At 42.0% G+C, this 15,931-nt stretch carries 14 protein-coding genes; 7 read left to right on the forward strand and 7 right to left on the reverse strand.

Annotation, left to right across the window (positions count from 1 at the left end):
- Positions 1-47: 47 nt before the first annotated feature.
- Entirely contained in the window at positions 48-434 is a 387-nt protein-coding gene (locus ABF638_RS00920; RefSeq protein WP_435019414.1) for a four helix bundle protein, read from the forward strand.
- 100 nt (positions 435-534) lie between these two features.
- On the opposite strand, the gene ABF638_RS00925 is transcribed toward ABF638_RS00920, so the two are convergent.
- Complete coding sequence (locus ABF638_RS00925) at positions 535-1,191, reverse strand: HAD family hydrolase (RefSeq protein WP_435019416.1); 657 nt, start codon at positions 1,189-1,191, stop codon at positions 535-537.
- 274 nt (positions 1,192-1,465) lie between these two features.
- The gene (locus ABF638_RS00930) at positions 1,466-2,524 is read right to left on the reverse strand and encodes a DMT family transporter (protein ID WP_435019418.1); all 1,059 of its coding nucleotides are present in this window, start codon (positions 2,522-2,524) and stop codon (positions 1,466-1,468) included.
- A 256-nt stretch (positions 2,525-2,780) separates the two neighbouring features.
- Here ABF638_RS00930 and ABF638_RS00935 point away from each other — a divergent pair, with 256 nt between their 5' ends.
- A complete protein-coding gene (locus ABF638_RS00935; RefSeq protein WP_435019420.1) occupies positions 2,781-3,143 on the forward strand; it encodes a hypothetical protein in 363 nt (120 codons plus the stop codon).
- A 224-nt stretch (positions 3,144-3,367) separates the two neighbouring features.
- Here the strand turns inward: ABF638_RS00935 and ABF638_RS00940 are convergent, their stop codons facing one another.
- Together ABF638_RS00940 and tnpA are read right to left on the reverse strand one after the other, a co-directional pair.
- Positions 3,368-3,505: a hypothetical protein gene (locus ABF638_RS00940; RefSeq protein WP_435019422.1), complete on the reverse strand. Its 138-nt coding sequence runs from the start codon at positions 3,503-3,505 to the stop codon at positions 3,368-3,370.
- Between the two features lie 43 nt (positions 3,506-3,548).
- Positions 3,549-3,947, reverse strand: coding sequence for an IS200/IS605 family transposase (tnpA, locus tag ABF638_RS00945; RefSeq protein ID WP_435019560.1), 399 nt, complete (start codon positions 3,945-3,947; stop codon positions 3,549-3,551).
- 50 nt (positions 3,948-3,997) lie between these two features.
- On the opposite strand from tnpA, the gene ABF638_RS00950 reads away from it, so the two are divergent.
- Positions 3,998-5,167, forward strand: coding sequence for an RNA-guided endonuclease InsQ/TnpB family protein (locus tag ABF638_RS00950; protein ID WP_435019424.1), 1,170 nt, complete (start codon positions 3,998-4,000; stop codon positions 5,165-5,167).
- Positions 5,168-5,279: 112 nt separating this feature from the next.
- Entirely contained in the window at positions 5,280-7,220 is a 1,941-nt protein-coding gene (locus ABF638_RS00955) for an ABC transporter ATP-binding protein (protein ID WP_435019426.1), read from the forward strand.
- Positions 7,221-7,319: 99 nt separating this feature from the next.
- Here the strand turns inward: ABF638_RS00955 and ABF638_RS00960 are convergent, their stop codons facing one another.
- On the reverse strand, positions 7,320-8,513 hold the full coding sequence (locus tag ABF638_RS00960) for a Coenzyme F420 hydrogenase/dehydrogenase, beta subunit C-terminal domain (protein WP_069071007.1): 1,194 nt from the start codon (positions 8,511-8,513) through the stop codon (positions 7,320-7,322).
- Positions 8,514-8,904: 391 nt separating this feature from the next.
- On the opposite strand from ABF638_RS00960, the gene ABF638_RS00965 reads away from it, so the two are divergent.
- Together ABF638_RS00965 and ABF638_RS00970 are read left to right on the forward strand one after the other, a co-directional pair.
- Positions 8,905-9,102, forward strand: coding sequence for a response regulator transcription factor (locus ABF638_RS00965; RefSeq protein WP_238845849.1), 198 nt, complete (start codon positions 8,905-8,907; stop codon positions 9,100-9,102).
- Between the two features lie 2 nt (positions 9,103-9,104).
- Positions 9,105-10,229 carry a HAMP domain-containing protein gene (locus ABF638_RS00970; RefSeq protein ID WP_435019429.1) on the forward strand — a complete coding sequence of 375 codons (1,125 nt, stop codon included), beginning with the start codon at positions 9,105-9,107 and terminating at the stop codon, positions 10,227-10,229.
- 963 nt (positions 10,230-11,192) lie between these two features.
- On the opposite strand, the gene ABF638_RS00975 is transcribed toward ABF638_RS00970, so the two are convergent.
- Entirely contained in the window at positions 11,193-11,678 is a 486-nt protein-coding gene (locus ABF638_RS00975) for a molybdenum cofactor biosynthesis protein MoaE (protein WP_069069579.1), read from the reverse strand.
- A 983-nt stretch (positions 11,679-12,661) separates the two neighbouring features.
- On the opposite strand from ABF638_RS00975, the gene ABF638_RS00980 reads away from it, so the two are divergent.
- Complete coding sequence (locus tag ABF638_RS00980; RefSeq protein ID WP_435019432.1) at positions 12,662-15,106, forward strand: hybrid sensor histidine kinase/response regulator; 2,445 nt, start codon at positions 12,662-12,664, stop codon at positions 15,104-15,106.
- Positions 15,107-15,241: 135 nt separating this feature from the next.
- On the opposite strand, the gene ABF638_RS00985 is transcribed toward ABF638_RS00980, so the two are convergent.
- Positions 15,242-15,646, reverse strand: a complete 405-nt coding sequence (locus ABF638_RS00985) for a KTSC domain-containing protein (RefSeq protein WP_435019434.1) — start codon at positions 15,644-15,646, stop codon at positions 15,242-15,244.
- Between the last annotated feature and the right edge of the window lie 285 nt (positions 15,647-15,931).

Raw genomic sequence — 15,931 nt, forward strand, 5'->3', positions numbered from 1 at the left:
AGGGCAGGGGATGCAGGGGACGCAGGGGATGCAGGGGAGGTAAAACAATGAATAAAGAAGCAATTAAAGATCATAAAGATTTGGGGATTTATAAAATTGCCTTTGAAGCAGCAATGAAAATTTTTGAGCTATCAAAGAAGTTCCCTGTGGAGGAGAGATATTCGTTAACTGATCAAATTCGTAGATCCTCACGCTCTGTTTGTGCTAATTTAGCTGAAGCATGGAGAAAACGACGTTATGAAGCAGCTTTTGTCGCTAAATTAAATGATTGTGAGGCTGAAGCCGCTGAAACTCAAACTTGGATTGAATTTGCTGTCAAATGCAACTACATGAATGTAGAAGTAGGACGAGAAGTTTATGCAAATTACAACCAAGTTTTATCCGGTTTGGTGAATATGATTAATAATCCATCCCCTTGGTTGAGAAATCATTAATCTCCCCCTGCATCCCCTGCCTCCCCTGCTCTTTTCACGATGATCTAACTTTTTCGCGTTGCTCCCACCAAATCTTACTCATATTTTCTTGCCCAGTCCCCTATCCCCTATCCCCTAAAAGTCTGAGAATATCACTTGGAGAATGGGCAATGAAGTCAGCACCATGAGCTTTTAATTCCTCTTCAGTTCCATAGCCATAGGTCACGCCAATGGAAGCGATGTCATGGCGCTTGGCTCCAATGATGTCATGTGAGCGATCGCCTACCATCATCACACTAGAAGATGAAAGATTTTCCGTCACTAAGATGTGATGAATCAAGTCGCCTTTGATGCTCCGGGTTCCGTCAAGTTCACTACCATAAACGCTATCAAAAAGCAACGATAAGTCAAAATATTCAATAATCTGCGTAGCATAAATATATGGTTTGGAAGTCGCAACAAAAGTTTTATAACCAGCAAAACGAATGGCTTTTAGGATTTCTGGAATTTGGGGATAAAGGGAGTTTTCAAACAATCCAATGGTGGCAAAGCGATGACGATACAGTAAAATAGCCTGTTCAATTAAAGTGCCATCTAAGGTGTTGAGTAATTGCGAAAAGCTGTCTTTCAATGGAGGGCCAATACACCAATGCAATTCATCAGCATTCGGTGGTTTGTAACCGAGTTCAGAGAGCGCATATTGAATGCAACCAGTGATTCCAGGCTTAGGATCTGTCAAAGTCCCGTCAAGATCAAAAAGGACGGCGGAAGAAGGCATATTGTATCCCACTGTAATTTGTAATGATGGAATGGCACTAAGAAAAGAGAAAATCGTTGAGGCAGCAGGGGAGCAGAGGAGCAGGGGAGAAAGAAGAAATTTTAGGCATTGCGTTCAGATATTTAGAAATTCCCCTCTGCCCCCCTGCTCCCCTGCCCCTCTGCAATCCCTACGCCGCTTACTTTTCAGCTTAACTTAGTGCCATTCCGTAATGATGCTCTCTACAAGACAAGGAGTAAGCGGCGCTAATGCTGCGCTTTTTGGCTGGAAACCTTTAAATTCCCTTGAATCCCATACTACTTTCTACCTGTTGCTGTGTTGTAGTAGAATTCACCTTACCAGATGCAACTCTCTTAGAAGTCTGAAGCCATGTACCAACTTGGCTCAAGAATATGCCTACTAAAATCAAGCTACCGCCAATATATTGAGGTAGGTTAGGGGCTTCACCCAAAATTAAATATGCTGCGAGGATGCCTACAATTGGGCCAAATGAACCAATTAAGGAAGCCGTAGATACATTAGAAGTTTTCAAGCCTTTAATCCAAAAAGATTGGCCTACCACTACAATCAACCCACCATAGAGAAACATCCACTGCCACAAGAATGGTGATAAGACATCAGCGAAATGATCTCTGCCATAGAGGACTAAAGCAATGAGGAAAAAGATTACGGTTCCTAGTGCAGTCCGAAAGATGCTATAGATTCCCAGAGGAATCTGTGAAAGGTGTTTTTTGCCAATAATCGTAGAAACAGCTATAACCACAGATCCCACTGCTGCCAAAAGTTCCCCTATGCCTAAACCGAAACCTTCCATGTTCATCATGGTTTCTCCTGGAGGCTGAAGGATAATAGTTAGGATAACGCCAATAAAGGCTGCGATCGCTCCGATAAATTCCCAAATATTTACCCGTTCCTTCAATAACCACACTGATAAAGCCAGACTTAGAGGCGGTTCCAAGCGTCCTACCAAGATGACATTGTTCACCCCTGTGAGTGCCAGTGCTTGGAAAATTAAGCCAGGGGCCAATGCTCCCGATAAAATAGCTACTGCTGTCAGACTGACCCAATCCTTCCTTGAAAGTTGCTTCAAAGTAGCCTTGTTCCACTGTCGCCCATAGATTAGGATCAAAAGTATCAAGGCGCAAAGGTTTCCCACGAATAAAACATTACACAAAGAAATTGGATTGCGATTGCCGATGAAATGTTGAGCACCAATTTCTGTTAGCTTCCGGGTAACGGCACTAGATGCTCCAAAAATTAGCATTGCTAGCCAAAGATATGTTTGTCCGGGAATTCTATGGATTAGGCGATGTGGTCTTCTGGGTCTGGTCACAATAACACTACTGCAATGAAAGCATTGCTCATTATATTATGTTGTCCTCATCCACTTCAGAATGAGGTTTTGTTGAGAAAATACTTAAATTATGCTGTGACTTAGAGTTACCATCATTGCCTGAGAAATTGCTGAGAATTAACTAAATTTTCTCAAGGGATAAATTCATGAAAATAGTGGTCAAGTTTCAATAAGCTCTCACTCCTTCCTGAGATGCTTTGGATGTTCAGGATAAAACAAAAAAGAGAAGTAGCAAATGAAACTCGCATCCCTACTTACAAGTGTTGCTTTGGTTGGTTTTTTCACAGTTTGGGACGCACCATTAAAAGCGATCAATCCGTTATTAGTGCAGGCATCAGCAGCCGAAGAATTGTCTGTAGCACAGAAAATAGACTTGCTGACTAAGAATAAAGGTCAGATTGGTAGTGGCGATCAACTGCGTCGTTTCTTTTTTACTGACTTGGAGCCAATCGGTATCCAGCCAGGTGGTGTAAGTCACGTAGTTAACCTTTATAACAAAGCCAATAATGTCACATTTGCTTACTGTTCACACTACGATGTGATTGTTGCCGTGAAAAAAGGTAAGGTGACTAAGTTTGAACCCAGTGAAGTGAAGTAATAATGAAGAGTGCTTAGTTCCGAGTGCTGTTAGCGGTAGCGGGGCGTTTAGCCCGTGCTGAGTTAAAAGACCACGCCACTTGCGGGTGGGGTATCAACCTTCTCCTGACTGTATGATTCCGCTTGACTTTGGGCGGGGCTTTTACCAAGTACATAAACACTGAGTAATTCTTAATTCACTCAGCACGGACTAAACGCCCCGCTACCGCTAACAGGACTCAGGACTCAGCACTGAGTTGGTAAATCTACTTTGATTTCTGAACTAATTTGCGTAGGTAGGCAATAGGCAATAGGCAACAGGAAAGAAGGCTGAATCAGGGTTTTGGCTGTTGTTTGTGTAAGGTCTGTGCTATTCCAAGTCATTGTGGGTTGTTGACCAAAAGAATGGGATACAAGCCCCGTCGTTCTACGACGGCTTTTCTTGATTTCTGATGTACTGCTTTAGGATATCTAATGGCGCACCCCCAACAGACACAGCGAAATAACTAGGACTCCATAAGGCTTCTTTGTGGGGTTTTTTGTATCCGGCTTGCCCATACCTGCGGCTAGCAACACCTTTCAAGGCATTAACTATTTGAGAGATGGACAGCTTAGGCGGATATTCAATAAGTGCGTGAACATGGTTATCCTCGCCGTTAAATTCAATTACTTGAAAATCCATTTTTTTGGCTACTTCTCTAAACGTTTTATCAATTAATTCAAGGCTTTCTTTTGTAAATACAGACCTACGATATTTGGTAACGCAGACCAAATGAATTTTTAAGTCTGTAACAGAGTGTCTTTCTTTGCGGAACTGGCTTGTCACTTTTTGTAGACCAATGTACAATACTTCTACAGACCAATTATACATTATCGATGAAAGCTAGATATCAATTCCGTTTCTACCCAACAGACCAACAACAGCAGCTTTTAGCTCAGTTGTTTGGATGTGTTCGCGTAGTTTGGAATGATGCACTGGCTATTTGCAAACAGTCCGTTAGCGTAGCCTTCGCGAGTACCCGCAAGGCAAAGTTACCAAGTAACAACGACTTGCAAAAGTTAGTGATTACGCAAGCTAAAAAGACTGATGAACGTTTATGGCTATCTGATGTTTCTAATATCCCATTGCAACAATCTGTTGCTGATTTGGGAATTGCCTACAAAAACTTTTTTGATTCCCTTAAGGGTAAGCGTAAAGGCAAAAAGGTCGGTAGCCCTAAATTCAAAAAGAAGGCGCAAAGACAATCAGCGAGATTTAGAATTGGTGGATTCTCAATCAAAGGAGACGAAGTATATCTAGCCAAAATTGGTAATGTTAAGCCTATTTGGTCAAGGCAGCTACCATCTGCACCAAGTAGCGTAACTGTTATTAAAGATTGTGCTAACCGCTATTTTCTCAGCTTTATTGTAGAGATAGAACCTGTTGGTACTGATGCTAAAAACCAAAGCATTGGTATTGATTTAGGGCTGAAAACTTTTGCAGTTATGAGTAATGGGGAGAAAGCAATCAGCCCTGATTACTCGAAGAAAGACCGCAAAATTCGTAAACTACAACGCAAGCTAGCAAGGCAGCAGAAAGGCTCTAAACGTCGTGAACGTACCCGCATAAAAATTGCAAAACAACACAATCAAATCGCAGATACTCGCAAAGATTTCCTGCATAAACTATCAACCAAAGTAGTTAGTCAGAACCAAGCTATTATTTTGGAAGATTTGAACGTGTCAGGAATGGTCAAAAACCGTAGGCTAGCAAGAGTGATTAGCTTGCAAGGATGGCGGGAATTTCGGGTATTATGCGAGGCTAAATCTGAAAAACTTGGTCGAGATTTCAGAGTAATCAATAGATGGGAACCTACCAGCCAAACTTGCTCTTGCTGTGGGTATCGCTGGGGCAAGATTGATTTATCTGTTCGCTCAGTGCTGTGTTTGAACTGCAACACCACACATGATCGAGACGAAAACGCATCTAGAAATATAGAAATGGTCGGCATGGGGCATCGGCACGACCTTAAACGGACGGGGAGCGACTGTCAGACTACTTCGTAGCTAGTTGCTGTGAGCCGTCAAGAATCACCGACGTAGAACGTCGGTGAGTATGTCAAATTGAGATCACAACGTCTGTCTAGGAATTTTGCTATTATTTGCTACTTTGAAATATATGCAAATAATTGAAATTTCTCCATTCCAAGCATTTCGCCGGAGTGTGGCAACGGTGATACAGGTAGTTCCAAAGGAGCTACGCTATGTCGCAATATTGACTTTAGTGGGTGGTGCAGGCCCAGCGATCGCCATTTGGCTCAACAAGGTGATTATTGATGAAATTACTCGCTTATTGAGCATAGGGACAACGCAGAATGCGATCGCCCTGATACTTTCTCAACCGCTGCTACTCTCCAGTATTGCAGGTTCACTGCTGGTTAATTTGGTGAGTGATGCGATCGCTAATATCAATGCTTTTGTATATACTTCCCTGCGCGATCGGATTCTCGGCTTTGCCCAAGGACAAGTGATTGAGAAGGTTGCAACTTTTGAAGATATTGCCCTGTTTGAAACACCCGATTTGCTCAATTTGGTGCAGTTGTCCGAAAAGGGAGTGCAAAGACTTCCAGAGCTTTGTCTCAGGCTTGTGACGCTGTTAGAGGGAATTTTCATCTTCATTCCAGCCATACTGCTTTCGATGTCCCTTGCTTGGTGGGTACCAATAATTTTATTTAGCTGCGTCACCCCTGTAATGTATGTGCAGATGAAATACCGTAAGCAAGCTTGGAGGATAGAAAAAACCCAAGCAAGTGTTCTTCGGGAAATGAACTTGTATAAAACGGTTTTAACTGGGGAGACATACGCTAAAGAAATACGCTTGTTTAGTTTGCAACCCTTATTCTTAGAACGCTGGCACGGACTTTACCGTACCATTTTTAGAGCAATGGAACAGATCCGCCGTCGGGGGACAACAGCGGTTATTGGCTGGTCTTTATTAAGTGGTTTCGGTTTGGCTTTACCGTATATATATGTAGTCCAAGGAGTGCTAGGTGGAACCCATACATTAGGGGATTTAGCACTTTACACTGGGGTAATTTTGGAAGTGCGTCGGAGTTTAGAGAATCTGATGTCTGGTGGATCAGAGTTATATAATATTGCACTGGCAACAACGCCCATTTTCCAGCTTTTGGAGTTAGAGCCGCAGTTGTCCTGTTCTAATCCAGAGTTGCAATCAAAATCAGTCACAAAGGCATGGGGAGAAGTCAGGGAATTAGCTGCTAATAATAAGAACTTTGAAAGAAATGGGAATCATCATCAGCAAGCTTTATCACGTCTGAATACAACTGAGTATGAACCATCGCAGACAGGCATTTATGTCAAAAATCTTTCCTTCACCTATCCCAACAGCAATCACGCAATCCTGAAAAACATCAATCTGACGATTCACCCCAACGAGATGATTGTATTAGTGGGTGAGAATGGTGCTGGCAAGACGACATTAGCAAAGCTATTATGTCGCCTTTATGATCCTAGCCAAGGTGCGATTATTTGGAATGGGCAGGATTTACGATCGCTCCCCTTAGAAGATTTGCGATCGCGAATTGATGTAGTCATGCAAGATTATGCTCGTTTTCCGACTACTGTGCGGGAAAATGTTGCCTTTGGGAATTTACCTAAAATGCAGGATGATGCCGCTATCACGGAAGCGATCGCTGAGGCTGGTTTGGCGAGAGTAATTGAAAAGCTAGATCAAGGTTTGGAAACTCTCTTAGGCAAACAGCTAGAAGGCGGTATTGATTTATCAGGGGGACAATGGCAGAGATTAGCGATCGCTCGTGCTTTGTTGCGACTCTCTCCAGCCGAACTCCTCATACTTGATGAGCCAACAGCGAACCTTGATCCGAAAACAGAACATGAGATTTACGACATTTTGCGTACCCTGGCGAAGGGGAGAATAGCCGTTGTAGTCAGCCATCGCCTCGCCTTAGCAAAATTAGCAGACCGAGTAGTAGTACTAGAACACGGTCAAATTATCGAGGTAGGTACTCATGATGAACTTATGGCACTAGGCGGACAGTATCACTTGATGTTTACTCGTCAGGCTAGTAGTTACAACTAAGTGGGGAGTAAAGAAGGGAATAGGGTACAGGTTACAGGGTACAAATTATTCCCTATTACCTATCACCTGTCACCTCTCCCCTAATCCCAATGCCCCAATTTATTCTGGTAACTTATATTGCTCCACAATACGCTTGGCAAAATCTGGAACGTGCGCTTCTAATTTTTCTGGATGATTCCGCTTTACATACAAATAATTCCGAGTGAAGTGAGAATCAATGGAAAACCGCGCATATTCTAAACCCTTGGGGCCAATCTTTTCAATCACCACACCCATGAGTTTTGCTGCCCACATCGGGAGGGTAACGCCTTTATCGTAAGCGGGAATACTTTGCTGTACGGCTTCTTTCCGGTTGCCTTTAGATGTCACTGGTTGAGTGTCTAACTGGTCTTTCACCAAGTCCAGCATTTCCTTACCAGTGTCATTTCTGACTACAATCCATTGCCAGCCGAAGGGTGCGCCCATATAGCCAACGACTAAATCGGCTAAGGAGTTGACGTAATCAAAACAACTCATACAAGATGGGGCAAAAACATCTTTGAGTTTGTTGGTCTTCAAGCCAAAGAAAGGCACTGTTTCAGATGAGCCATCCTCATGTTTGAAGTGAACCCGGAAGTCTTGCATGAATTCATAATGCACGACTGTATCTGGCGATCGGCTGGTGGTTTCTAAGAATTTTTGCAGTCCAGCGCGGTTAACATTGTCTACGCAGGGCGTACCCAAAACATATAGCTTTTCTAAACCAAGTTGTTTTTCTACGGCTCGTAATGCCTGGATTTGGCAACCAACACCAATTACCAACAGCCGCTTCATCCCTGATTTTTCTATCTGTTCCAACACAGAAAGGTTTGGGGAAAGTGTTGGTTTATTTACCCGCGCTGCTAGTATTTCTTCTGGAGTCCGAGCGATGACGGGCATGGGTTGAAAACGGTCTTCTTTAGTGTTTTGCACACACACCACACCTTCAACTAAGCCGCGATTGAGCATTTCAATGGCGATGCTACTAACAATACCCGTCCATTGTGCGCCTTCGATGGGCTGTTGTTTCCGCGCTGCCATCATGTCTTGGTGAACACCAAAGTAGAGTTCATCGGGGTTGTCGAGATGGCGCGATCGCGTGTGCGTTTCTGCTTCAAGTTCGCCTATCTGCTGATTAATAAAAGCGCAGGCTTCCTTGACATAATGAATATAGTATGTATCACATAGTCCGCACTCGCTACAGAGTTCTTTTGCAGGGCGGCGGCTGGTAGGTTTTAAGGCTCTGGCTTTTTTGTGAGGAGAAACTGAGGTCATATAAACTTTTTGTTTTATCCAGGAATCGCTTTTATTACAATACCTTCACTAGCTATGAACTTGACGATAGAGATTGAACTGGGGATTGGGGATTGAGACTAGTAGTCTGTCAACCCAAAAATGCTAAGTGAGGACTGGGGAAAGGGGAAAGGGAAAAGGGTAAGAGATTTAAACCCTTTCCCCCTTCCCCCTTACCCTTTACCCCGCCAAGTTCACTTGGCGAACTACTAGTACAGCACGGCGGAAATAAACCACCCATTCCCAATCAACAAAACCCTTACGCTGTCTTCATTTTTAATTTTTAATTTTTAATTCCGCCTTGCGGTACTAGGCTGTTGACTTTGGCTATTTTTCGGAAATTTTCCGAAAAATTATTTGTGCTGGTTTTTGTTTGTGTGAAAGCGCCTGCACGGTAATAAAAGAAATTCGTAGACAGGGAGAGACACTAACCATTATCATCATCACAGCTCGTAAAGACGATCAAAAAGGAGCGATCGCATTCAAAAATGGAGCAAATGACTATATTACCAAGCCATTTCGCTTCAGTGACTTGCTGGAACGAATTAAAATCCATCTAAGTCGTGGTTGAGTATGAAACAGCACAGTAAGTTCGATAAACTGACTTCTAAGCAATCGAATAACCGCTTGCAACTATCAAATAATCTCACTGCACATACAAGTATTTCTAGACATTGGTTTAGTTATTTGAAGGTTGGTCAAAAGATCGGTATTGGATATGCGCTGCTTGTGAGCATCGCCGTGCTGGGAACTACTATGGGTTTTGTGATTGCAGATTATTACAAGCAGAAAGCGCAAAAGCGGGAAGATGCAGCATTTGAAGAGTTATATCAAGCGTCTCAACTAAAAACGAGCGTATTTTATGTCCGCACCACCCAACATCAACTGATTCTCTACATGGATAGACCTAAGCTATGGGAAAAAAATTATACTCAATTAATTGAGCATGTTGCCGAAGCCCGACAACTTTGGTTTGAATTAACAGCAAATTACACCATTAACAAGCCCACCATGTATGGTTCTGTAAGTAGGCAGAAAACAGTTTACCCTTTGTTGCAGAATTATCAAGGTTTTAGCGCTTATTTACAACGCACAGAAGCTTTTTTTAAAGAGAATAATCCCAATAATTTATCACCGAGCGACATTAAGACAGCACAAACTCAATTGTTTAATTTTATGCATGGCTCGTCGGTTTTTTTGATGGATGACTTTCTCAATGACATCAGCAAGCTTGTGAAAGTTACAGCCGAGGAGTATCAGCAAGCAAAGCTGGAACTACAAACGGCGGAAAAATTACGTTTATACATTATCGTTGGTAGCCTGTCACTATCAATTGCGATCGCTACATTATTAGCAATTTACACCAGTCGCGCCATTGCCCGTCCCATTCAAGCTGTCACCCATATTGCCCAACAGGTTACAGAAGAATCTAATTTCGATTTACAAGCACCCGTCACAACTAATGATGAAGTTGGCATCTTAGCGACTTCTCTGAATCGTCTTATTCAGGAAGTTCAGCAACTCATCAAAGCCCAAAAGGATGCTAATGAACAGTTAGAAGTATACAGTCAGGTGCTAGAAAAGAAGGTACGCGAACGGACGCGGGAGTTAGATGAGAAAAATCGCTGTTTAGAATTGGCGTTAGAAGAATTACGTTCCACCCAAGCAAATCTCGTAGAAAATGAGTGCAGGGAGTAGGAGGAATACGGTTCGGGGAAAGGGGAAAAAACTTTAGTAAGTATTTCCCAGTGCGATCGATCGCACTAGCCATATCAACTTTTTCCATCCCCGTGGGGAGAAAGACATTAGGACTTAAGAATTGACAAGAAAGACCAAATATGGATGATTTGAAAAACCACATCCAATACTGTTCGGTTGAGCAATAGACGCGATAAATCGCCGTCTCTACAAAAATCAGTCCTTGTAGAGACGGCGATTTATCGCGTCTTTGTGATCTAAAGCGGTAGGGCGCAGAGCAAAAAATTTCCTCCTTAACTAATTTTGAGTTTCCATCCCCTTTCGGGGCGATGCGATCGTAAAGCTAAAGGTATCCGTTGGATTGACTGTAACGAAATGTTGAAGTTTCCATCCCCTTTCGGGGCGATGTGATCGTAAAGAATATAATCCGTTTTCTACAACTCCTAAACTTTAGTTTCCATACCCTTTCGGGGCGATGTGATCGTAAAGACAAAGAATTATATTCCGGGAGCATTTTCCTGAATATAATTCGTTTCCATCCCCTTTCGGGGCGATGTGATCGTAAAGATAAAGATTTTTTCTGATGATCAATCGCGATGCTGCATTGACGTTTCCATCCCCTTTCGGGGCGATGCGATCGTAAAGAGTTCACTTCTGGAAGCCTTACAGGAAGAGGGCTTGAGATACCCAAATCGACACCACTTTTTTGAGTGTCAATAACTCCCAAAAGATTCTCAATAACTCTTCACCTTCACAGGCTGGAAAGCTTGCTGTGTAAATAATCGACACCACTCAACGAAATTATGCGGTTTTCAAGGTTCTGGCAAGTGGTGTCGATGAGTTCAACACATTTGGAAGAAGGGTATAGCATTTTACCTATGATTGTCAAGATTTTGTCAATCTGACTCCTGTTAGCGATAGCGGGGTGTTTAGCCCATTCTGACTTCTGAATTCTTCTTCAAATCAACAATTTTCTCCTGAAGTTTCACAAGCGCCAATACTCACCCAACGGCTAGAACCATCTTCCCAATGTTCTTTCTTCCATATTGGCGCATTGTGTTTGAGCGTATCAATAGCATATTGGCAAGCTTCAAACGCCTCACTCCGATGAGGACAACCCACTGCTACTAAAACGCTGATTTCCCCAACTCGCAAACGTCCAACGCGATGATAAATCGCTACTCGATTCACATCAGAGGTAGATAAACGAATATCAGCAGCAATTTGATAAAAGATCCGCATTGCCATCGGTTCGTAAGCTTGATACTCTAAAGCAACCACAGGTTTACCATCGGTTTGATTGCGAACCATACCACTCATCACAACCACAGCACCGTTGGCTGGATCATCAGACTTGGTATAGATTTCTTCGAGAGATAATGGTGCAAAGGTAATGGCAAAACTATCTTCGGATCTTGGTTTAACAGCAGAGGCTAGTGTAGTCGTCATAACTGCATTGATATGATGTGGGCTTTTTCTATTCTCTCTGAACTGAGCATTGCTGGTCTATGTTTTATAAGAAGAATTCAGAACTCAGGAGTCAGAATTCAGTATGAATTTTGAACTTCATAGTGGATTAATCCAGGGGTTTAAGACCCCCACTAAATCTACATATTTAGTGGTCTTCAAGACAGTGGCGGGTCTGAATCCCGCACTTATTCATTCTGACTCCTGAATTCTGACTTCTGAATTCTTCTTCAAAAATTTTCTTGCCTATTAGGAAAGCAATCAAGGGTTAAAATTCTCTTCTTAGAGTAAAAATGGTTTTTTCTGTTAGCGAAAAATAATAATGCCGCAAATCTTCTAAAATTTACTGAAAATAACCAAATTGCACTGTTATCCTCCTCAATGCATATTACTATAATTAAAGCGGTCAAGTTATCTGCTTGTTCGCGTATTGAAATAATTGGATAGTCATGGACATTTAAGAGGTTGTTTGAAAAGTGTTTTGCTGTGACTTTAGGCAGTTTTAGATTCCCCCTAACCCTCCTTAAAAAGGCTACGGTTGTACACAAGTCTAAAAAAGCTCGATTTCCCTTTATTCTCTCGTTGATCTCGTTGATCTCGTTCCCAGTCTCCGACTGGGAATGGGTTATTAGGGGCTGCTGCCTCTAGTCAGACATTGAGTCAGAGACTCAATGAATGCATTCCCAGTCGGAGACTGGGAACGAGGAAATGAGGAAAGTCTTATTAAGCTAGGTTTTTAGGAGTTGTGTGTACACCGTAGCTAAAAAAGGGGGGAACCAAAATCAAAGTCCTCCAATTTATCGGGGGATTTAGGGGGATCTAAAATTTTTGATACCGAAAAGAGGACTTTTCAAACATCCTCTAAGATATTGATGGCAATCCCCACCTACAGAAAGGGCGATAAATAGACGTTTCTTAGTAACACGAGGACAAGTTGTCATTCAGCAATAGTTAGGAACAATTTAATGAAATCTTTCGTGTGTAACAATGAATCAGCGAGACTTGAGGCTTTGCGTCAGTACCAGATTCTCGACACTCCACCAGAAGAAGCATTCGACGATCTAGCGTTCTTAGCCGCACAGATTTGTAACACACCGATCGCCTTGATTAATCTAATTGACGCTAATCGTCAGTGGTTCAAAGCCAAGGTGGGGTTGAATCTCCAGGAAATGCCACGAAATAAGGGATTCGATTCGATTTGTATGGAAAGTGGCGAAGTTTTGATTATTCCCGACACCTTAGCCGATAAACGATTTGCGACAAATCCCCTAGTTACCTCTGCTGAATTTGCTGTGAGATTTTATGCTGGCGTACCTTTGTTAGCGCCGGGAGGAGAAGCGATCGGGACTCTGTGTATAGTTGATCGCGTACCACACCAAATCAGTCCCCAACAGCTGGAAGCACTGCAAACTCTGAGCCGTGTGGTAGTTAGACAACTAGAAATTCGGCGGAACTCAGTTGAACTGGCAACCGTAAAACAGGAGTATAATCAGGCACGGGAAGCATTACAACAAAGCGAATCTACTTTGAGCAGCTTCTTTAACAGTTCGCCAATGATGATGGGAATTGCCGAGTTGGTAGATAATGAAATCCTGCATATTTCGGATAACCCCGCCACAGCTAAATTTTTTGGACTCACGCCAGAAGCAATGCAAAATCGGCTAGCGCGAAACATGGGTGCAACAGATAAGCGTGTTTCCCAGTGGATACGTTGTTACCGTCAAGCAGAACACAGTCAATCACCTGTCAAGTTTGAATATTCTTACGATACTCCCCAAGGTGAAATATGGATATCAGCTACAGTCTCAACAATTGCGGTAAGTTCCGGTAGTCGTCCGCAATTCGCATACATAGCTGAGGATATTACCGAACGTAAGCAAGTAGAACAAAAAATCTGCGAACAAGCAGCATTGCTGGATATTGTCAGTGATGCGATCGCTGTACAAGATTTGTCTAACAAAATCTTATTATGGAATAAAAGTGCTGAAAAACTTTATGGCTGGAAGTCAGAAGAAGCTATAGGTAAGCAGTCCGATGACCTTTTATCAATTGAATCTTTGACGCAACACCTAGAAATTTGTCAGACCGTTTTAAAAAATGGTTTTTGGCAAGGTGAGTTACACAAAAGCAGCAAATCTGGCAAAAAACTGATTGTTGAAAGTCGCTGGACGCTGATCAAGGATGAGCATTTTCAAGCTAAATTAATTCTTGTCGTTGATACTGATATTACCCAGATAAAACAACTGGAAAAGCAATTTTTCCATGCTCAACGTATGGAAAGTATCGGTACTCTTGCTAGTGGGATTGCTCACGATTTAAATAATTTGTTGTCACCAATTTTGATGTCAGTGCATCTGCTCAAAGCTAAAAGCTGCGATCAACAAATTAATCAAATGCTATCAATAATAGAAAGCAATGCCAAACGTGGTGCTGATTTGGTTAAGCAAGTGCTGTCATTTGCGAGGGGAATTGAAGGTGATGTTCAAGGACAAACGGCTACGCGTCAACATACCGTGCTTCAACTCAAGCACCTTATTTTAGAAATGCGGCAAATTATCTCACAAACATTTCCTAAATCAATTGCAGTGTACACCGAAATTCAGGAGGAATTGTTACCTATTTGTGCCGATAGTACCCAACTGCATCAGGTACTCATTAATTTGTGTCTCAATGCGCGGGATGCCATGCTTACAGGTGGAACTTTAACAATATCTGCTGAGAATATTTGGATTGATGAAACTTATGCGAGTATGCATATAGAAGCTACAGTTGGTGCTTACATTATCGTGACAGTTGCTGATACAGGATTTGGAATTAGCAAAGAAATATTAGACAGAATATTTGAACCATTTTTTACAACAAAAGAGTTGGGAAAAGGTACAGGACTTGGACTATCAACAGTCATGGCAATTATTAAAGAACATGGTGGTTTTATCACCGTATCAAGTTATGTAGGCAAGGGAACAGAATTTAAGGTGTACTTGCCAGCAGTTAATCAAGTTCCAACGCAGTCGTTAGAAGATATAGAAATACCGATTGGTTCTGGAGAATGCATTTTAGTTGTAGATGATGAAACTGCCATTCAGGAAATTACTAAAACATCCTTAGAAAACTATAATTACACTGCGATTACTGCTAGTGATGGGATGGAAGCATTAGCAATTTATGCCCAGTATAAAGATAAAATTAGTGCTGCTATTATTGATATGATGATGTCCAAAATGGATGGAGCAACTACCATTCGCACATTGCAAAATATCAATCCGCTATTGCCGATTATTGCTGTTAGTGGACTGCTAACAAGTGAGCAAGTACCAATCGATAAAACAGCTGAGTACACGGCTTTTTTACCTAAACCTTACACAACACAAGAATTATTGAAAACCCTAAATGCAGTTATTAGTCATTAATCTGCACTATCTATAGGAATCCGCTTTGATTTCTGAAATTATTTGCGTATGTAGGCAATAGGAAATAGGCAATAGGCAACAGGAAATAAGTCTCTTCAAGTTGTACTGAATTTTTTCAAAAATCAAATAGGAGTCTTATAGCCGATCGCAGTCATATCTACCTTTAATCTCTTGATTGAAAAAGCTGCCAATTGAGTTAGAAGAATGTAAATCTTCCCAAGTATCCTCGTCTATGCCTAAGTATTGATAAACAGCACCACTTTGAAACTCAACTTGCAAAATCTGTTCGTTGCGATCGTAGCCTACAGCCATAGCCATTGATGAGACAACTGGTAGCATGACAATTGGTTCTTCTTCAAATGGCAATGCAGGTGTTTCTGCGATCGCTTCGTTAAGTTCTTGCAATCCTTCATAAGCTTCTATTGGCGCCGGAATTTCCAAAAACTCTAGTTCATTGCCTCGGTCGAGCAACAACTGCAAATATCCGTCAGAGTGAGCGATCGCAACTAAACTGCTCAAGTCTACCTTAGATAGCTTCATTTATATGCTCTCCTGTTGGCATAGTCGGGAGTGTTAAAGTTTTATGCAACACTTACGTGTTTTATAGTACAAATATACTATAAAAGCATTTGGCTGTCAAGCTTGCTAAAACACTGAGTAAAGAATATGTCAGAACAGACCTTCATTCAAACTGACTTTGAGCGATCGCAGGACATTAACTCATCTCACAGCTTTTCGAGTCATTAGTCATTAGCACCAATGACAAATGACAACCCTCACTAGTACAGCACGGCGCAAATAAACCACCCATTCCCAATCAACAAA

It is taken from the genome of Nostoc sp. CALU 1950 (assembly GCF_051172895.1).
In the GTDB taxonomy this organism is placed as follows: domain Bacteria; phylum Cyanobacteriota; class Cyanobacteriia; order Cyanobacteriales; family Nostocaceae; genus Nostoc; species Nostoc edaphicum_A.

Excerpts from the sequence above, each read along its gene's own strand:
- ABF638_RS00920 (WP_435019414.1), top strand. The coding sequence starts at position 48 with ATGAATAAAGAAGCAATTAAAGATCATAAAGATTTGGGGATTTATAAA.
- ABF638_RS00925 (WP_435019416.1), bottom strand. The coding sequence starts at position 1,191 with ATGCCTTCTTCCGCCGTCCTTTTTGATCTTGACGGGACTTTGACAGAT.
- ABF638_RS00935 (WP_435019420.1), top strand. The coding sequence starts at position 2,781 with ATGAAACTCGCATCCCTACTTACAAGTGTTGCTTTGGTTGGTTTTTTC.
- ABF638_RS00940 (WP_435019422.1), bottom strand. The coding sequence starts at position 3,505 with ATGACTTGGAATAGCACAGACCTTACACAAACAACAGCCAAAACCCTG.
- ABF638_RS00950 (WP_435019424.1), top strand. The coding sequence starts at position 3,998 with ATGAAAGCTAGATATCAATTCCGTTTCTACCCAACAGACCAACAACAG.
- ABF638_RS00955 (WP_435019426.1), top strand. The coding sequence starts at position 5,280 with ATGCAAATAATTGAAATTTCTCCATTCCAAGCATTTCGCCGGAGTGTG.
- ABF638_RS00960 (WP_069071007.1), bottom strand. The coding sequence starts at position 8,513 with ATGACCTCAGTTTCTCCTCACAAAAAAGCCAGAGCCTTAAAACCTACC.
- ABF638_RS00970 (WP_435019429.1), top strand. The coding sequence starts at position 9,105 with ATGAAACAGCACAGTAAGTTCGATAAACTGACTTCTAAGCAATCGAAT.
- ABF638_RS00975 (WP_069069579.1), bottom strand. The coding sequence starts at position 11,678 with ATGACGACTACACTAGCCTCTGCTGTTAAACCAAGATCCGAAGATAGT.
- ABF638_RS00980 (WP_435019432.1), top strand. The coding sequence starts at position 12,662 with ATGAAATCTTTCGTGTGTAACAATGAATCAGCGAGACTTGAGGCTTTG.
- ABF638_RS00985 (WP_435019434.1), bottom strand. The coding sequence starts at position 15,646 with ATGAAGCTATCTAAGGTAGACTTGAGCAGTTTAGTTGCGATCGCTCAC.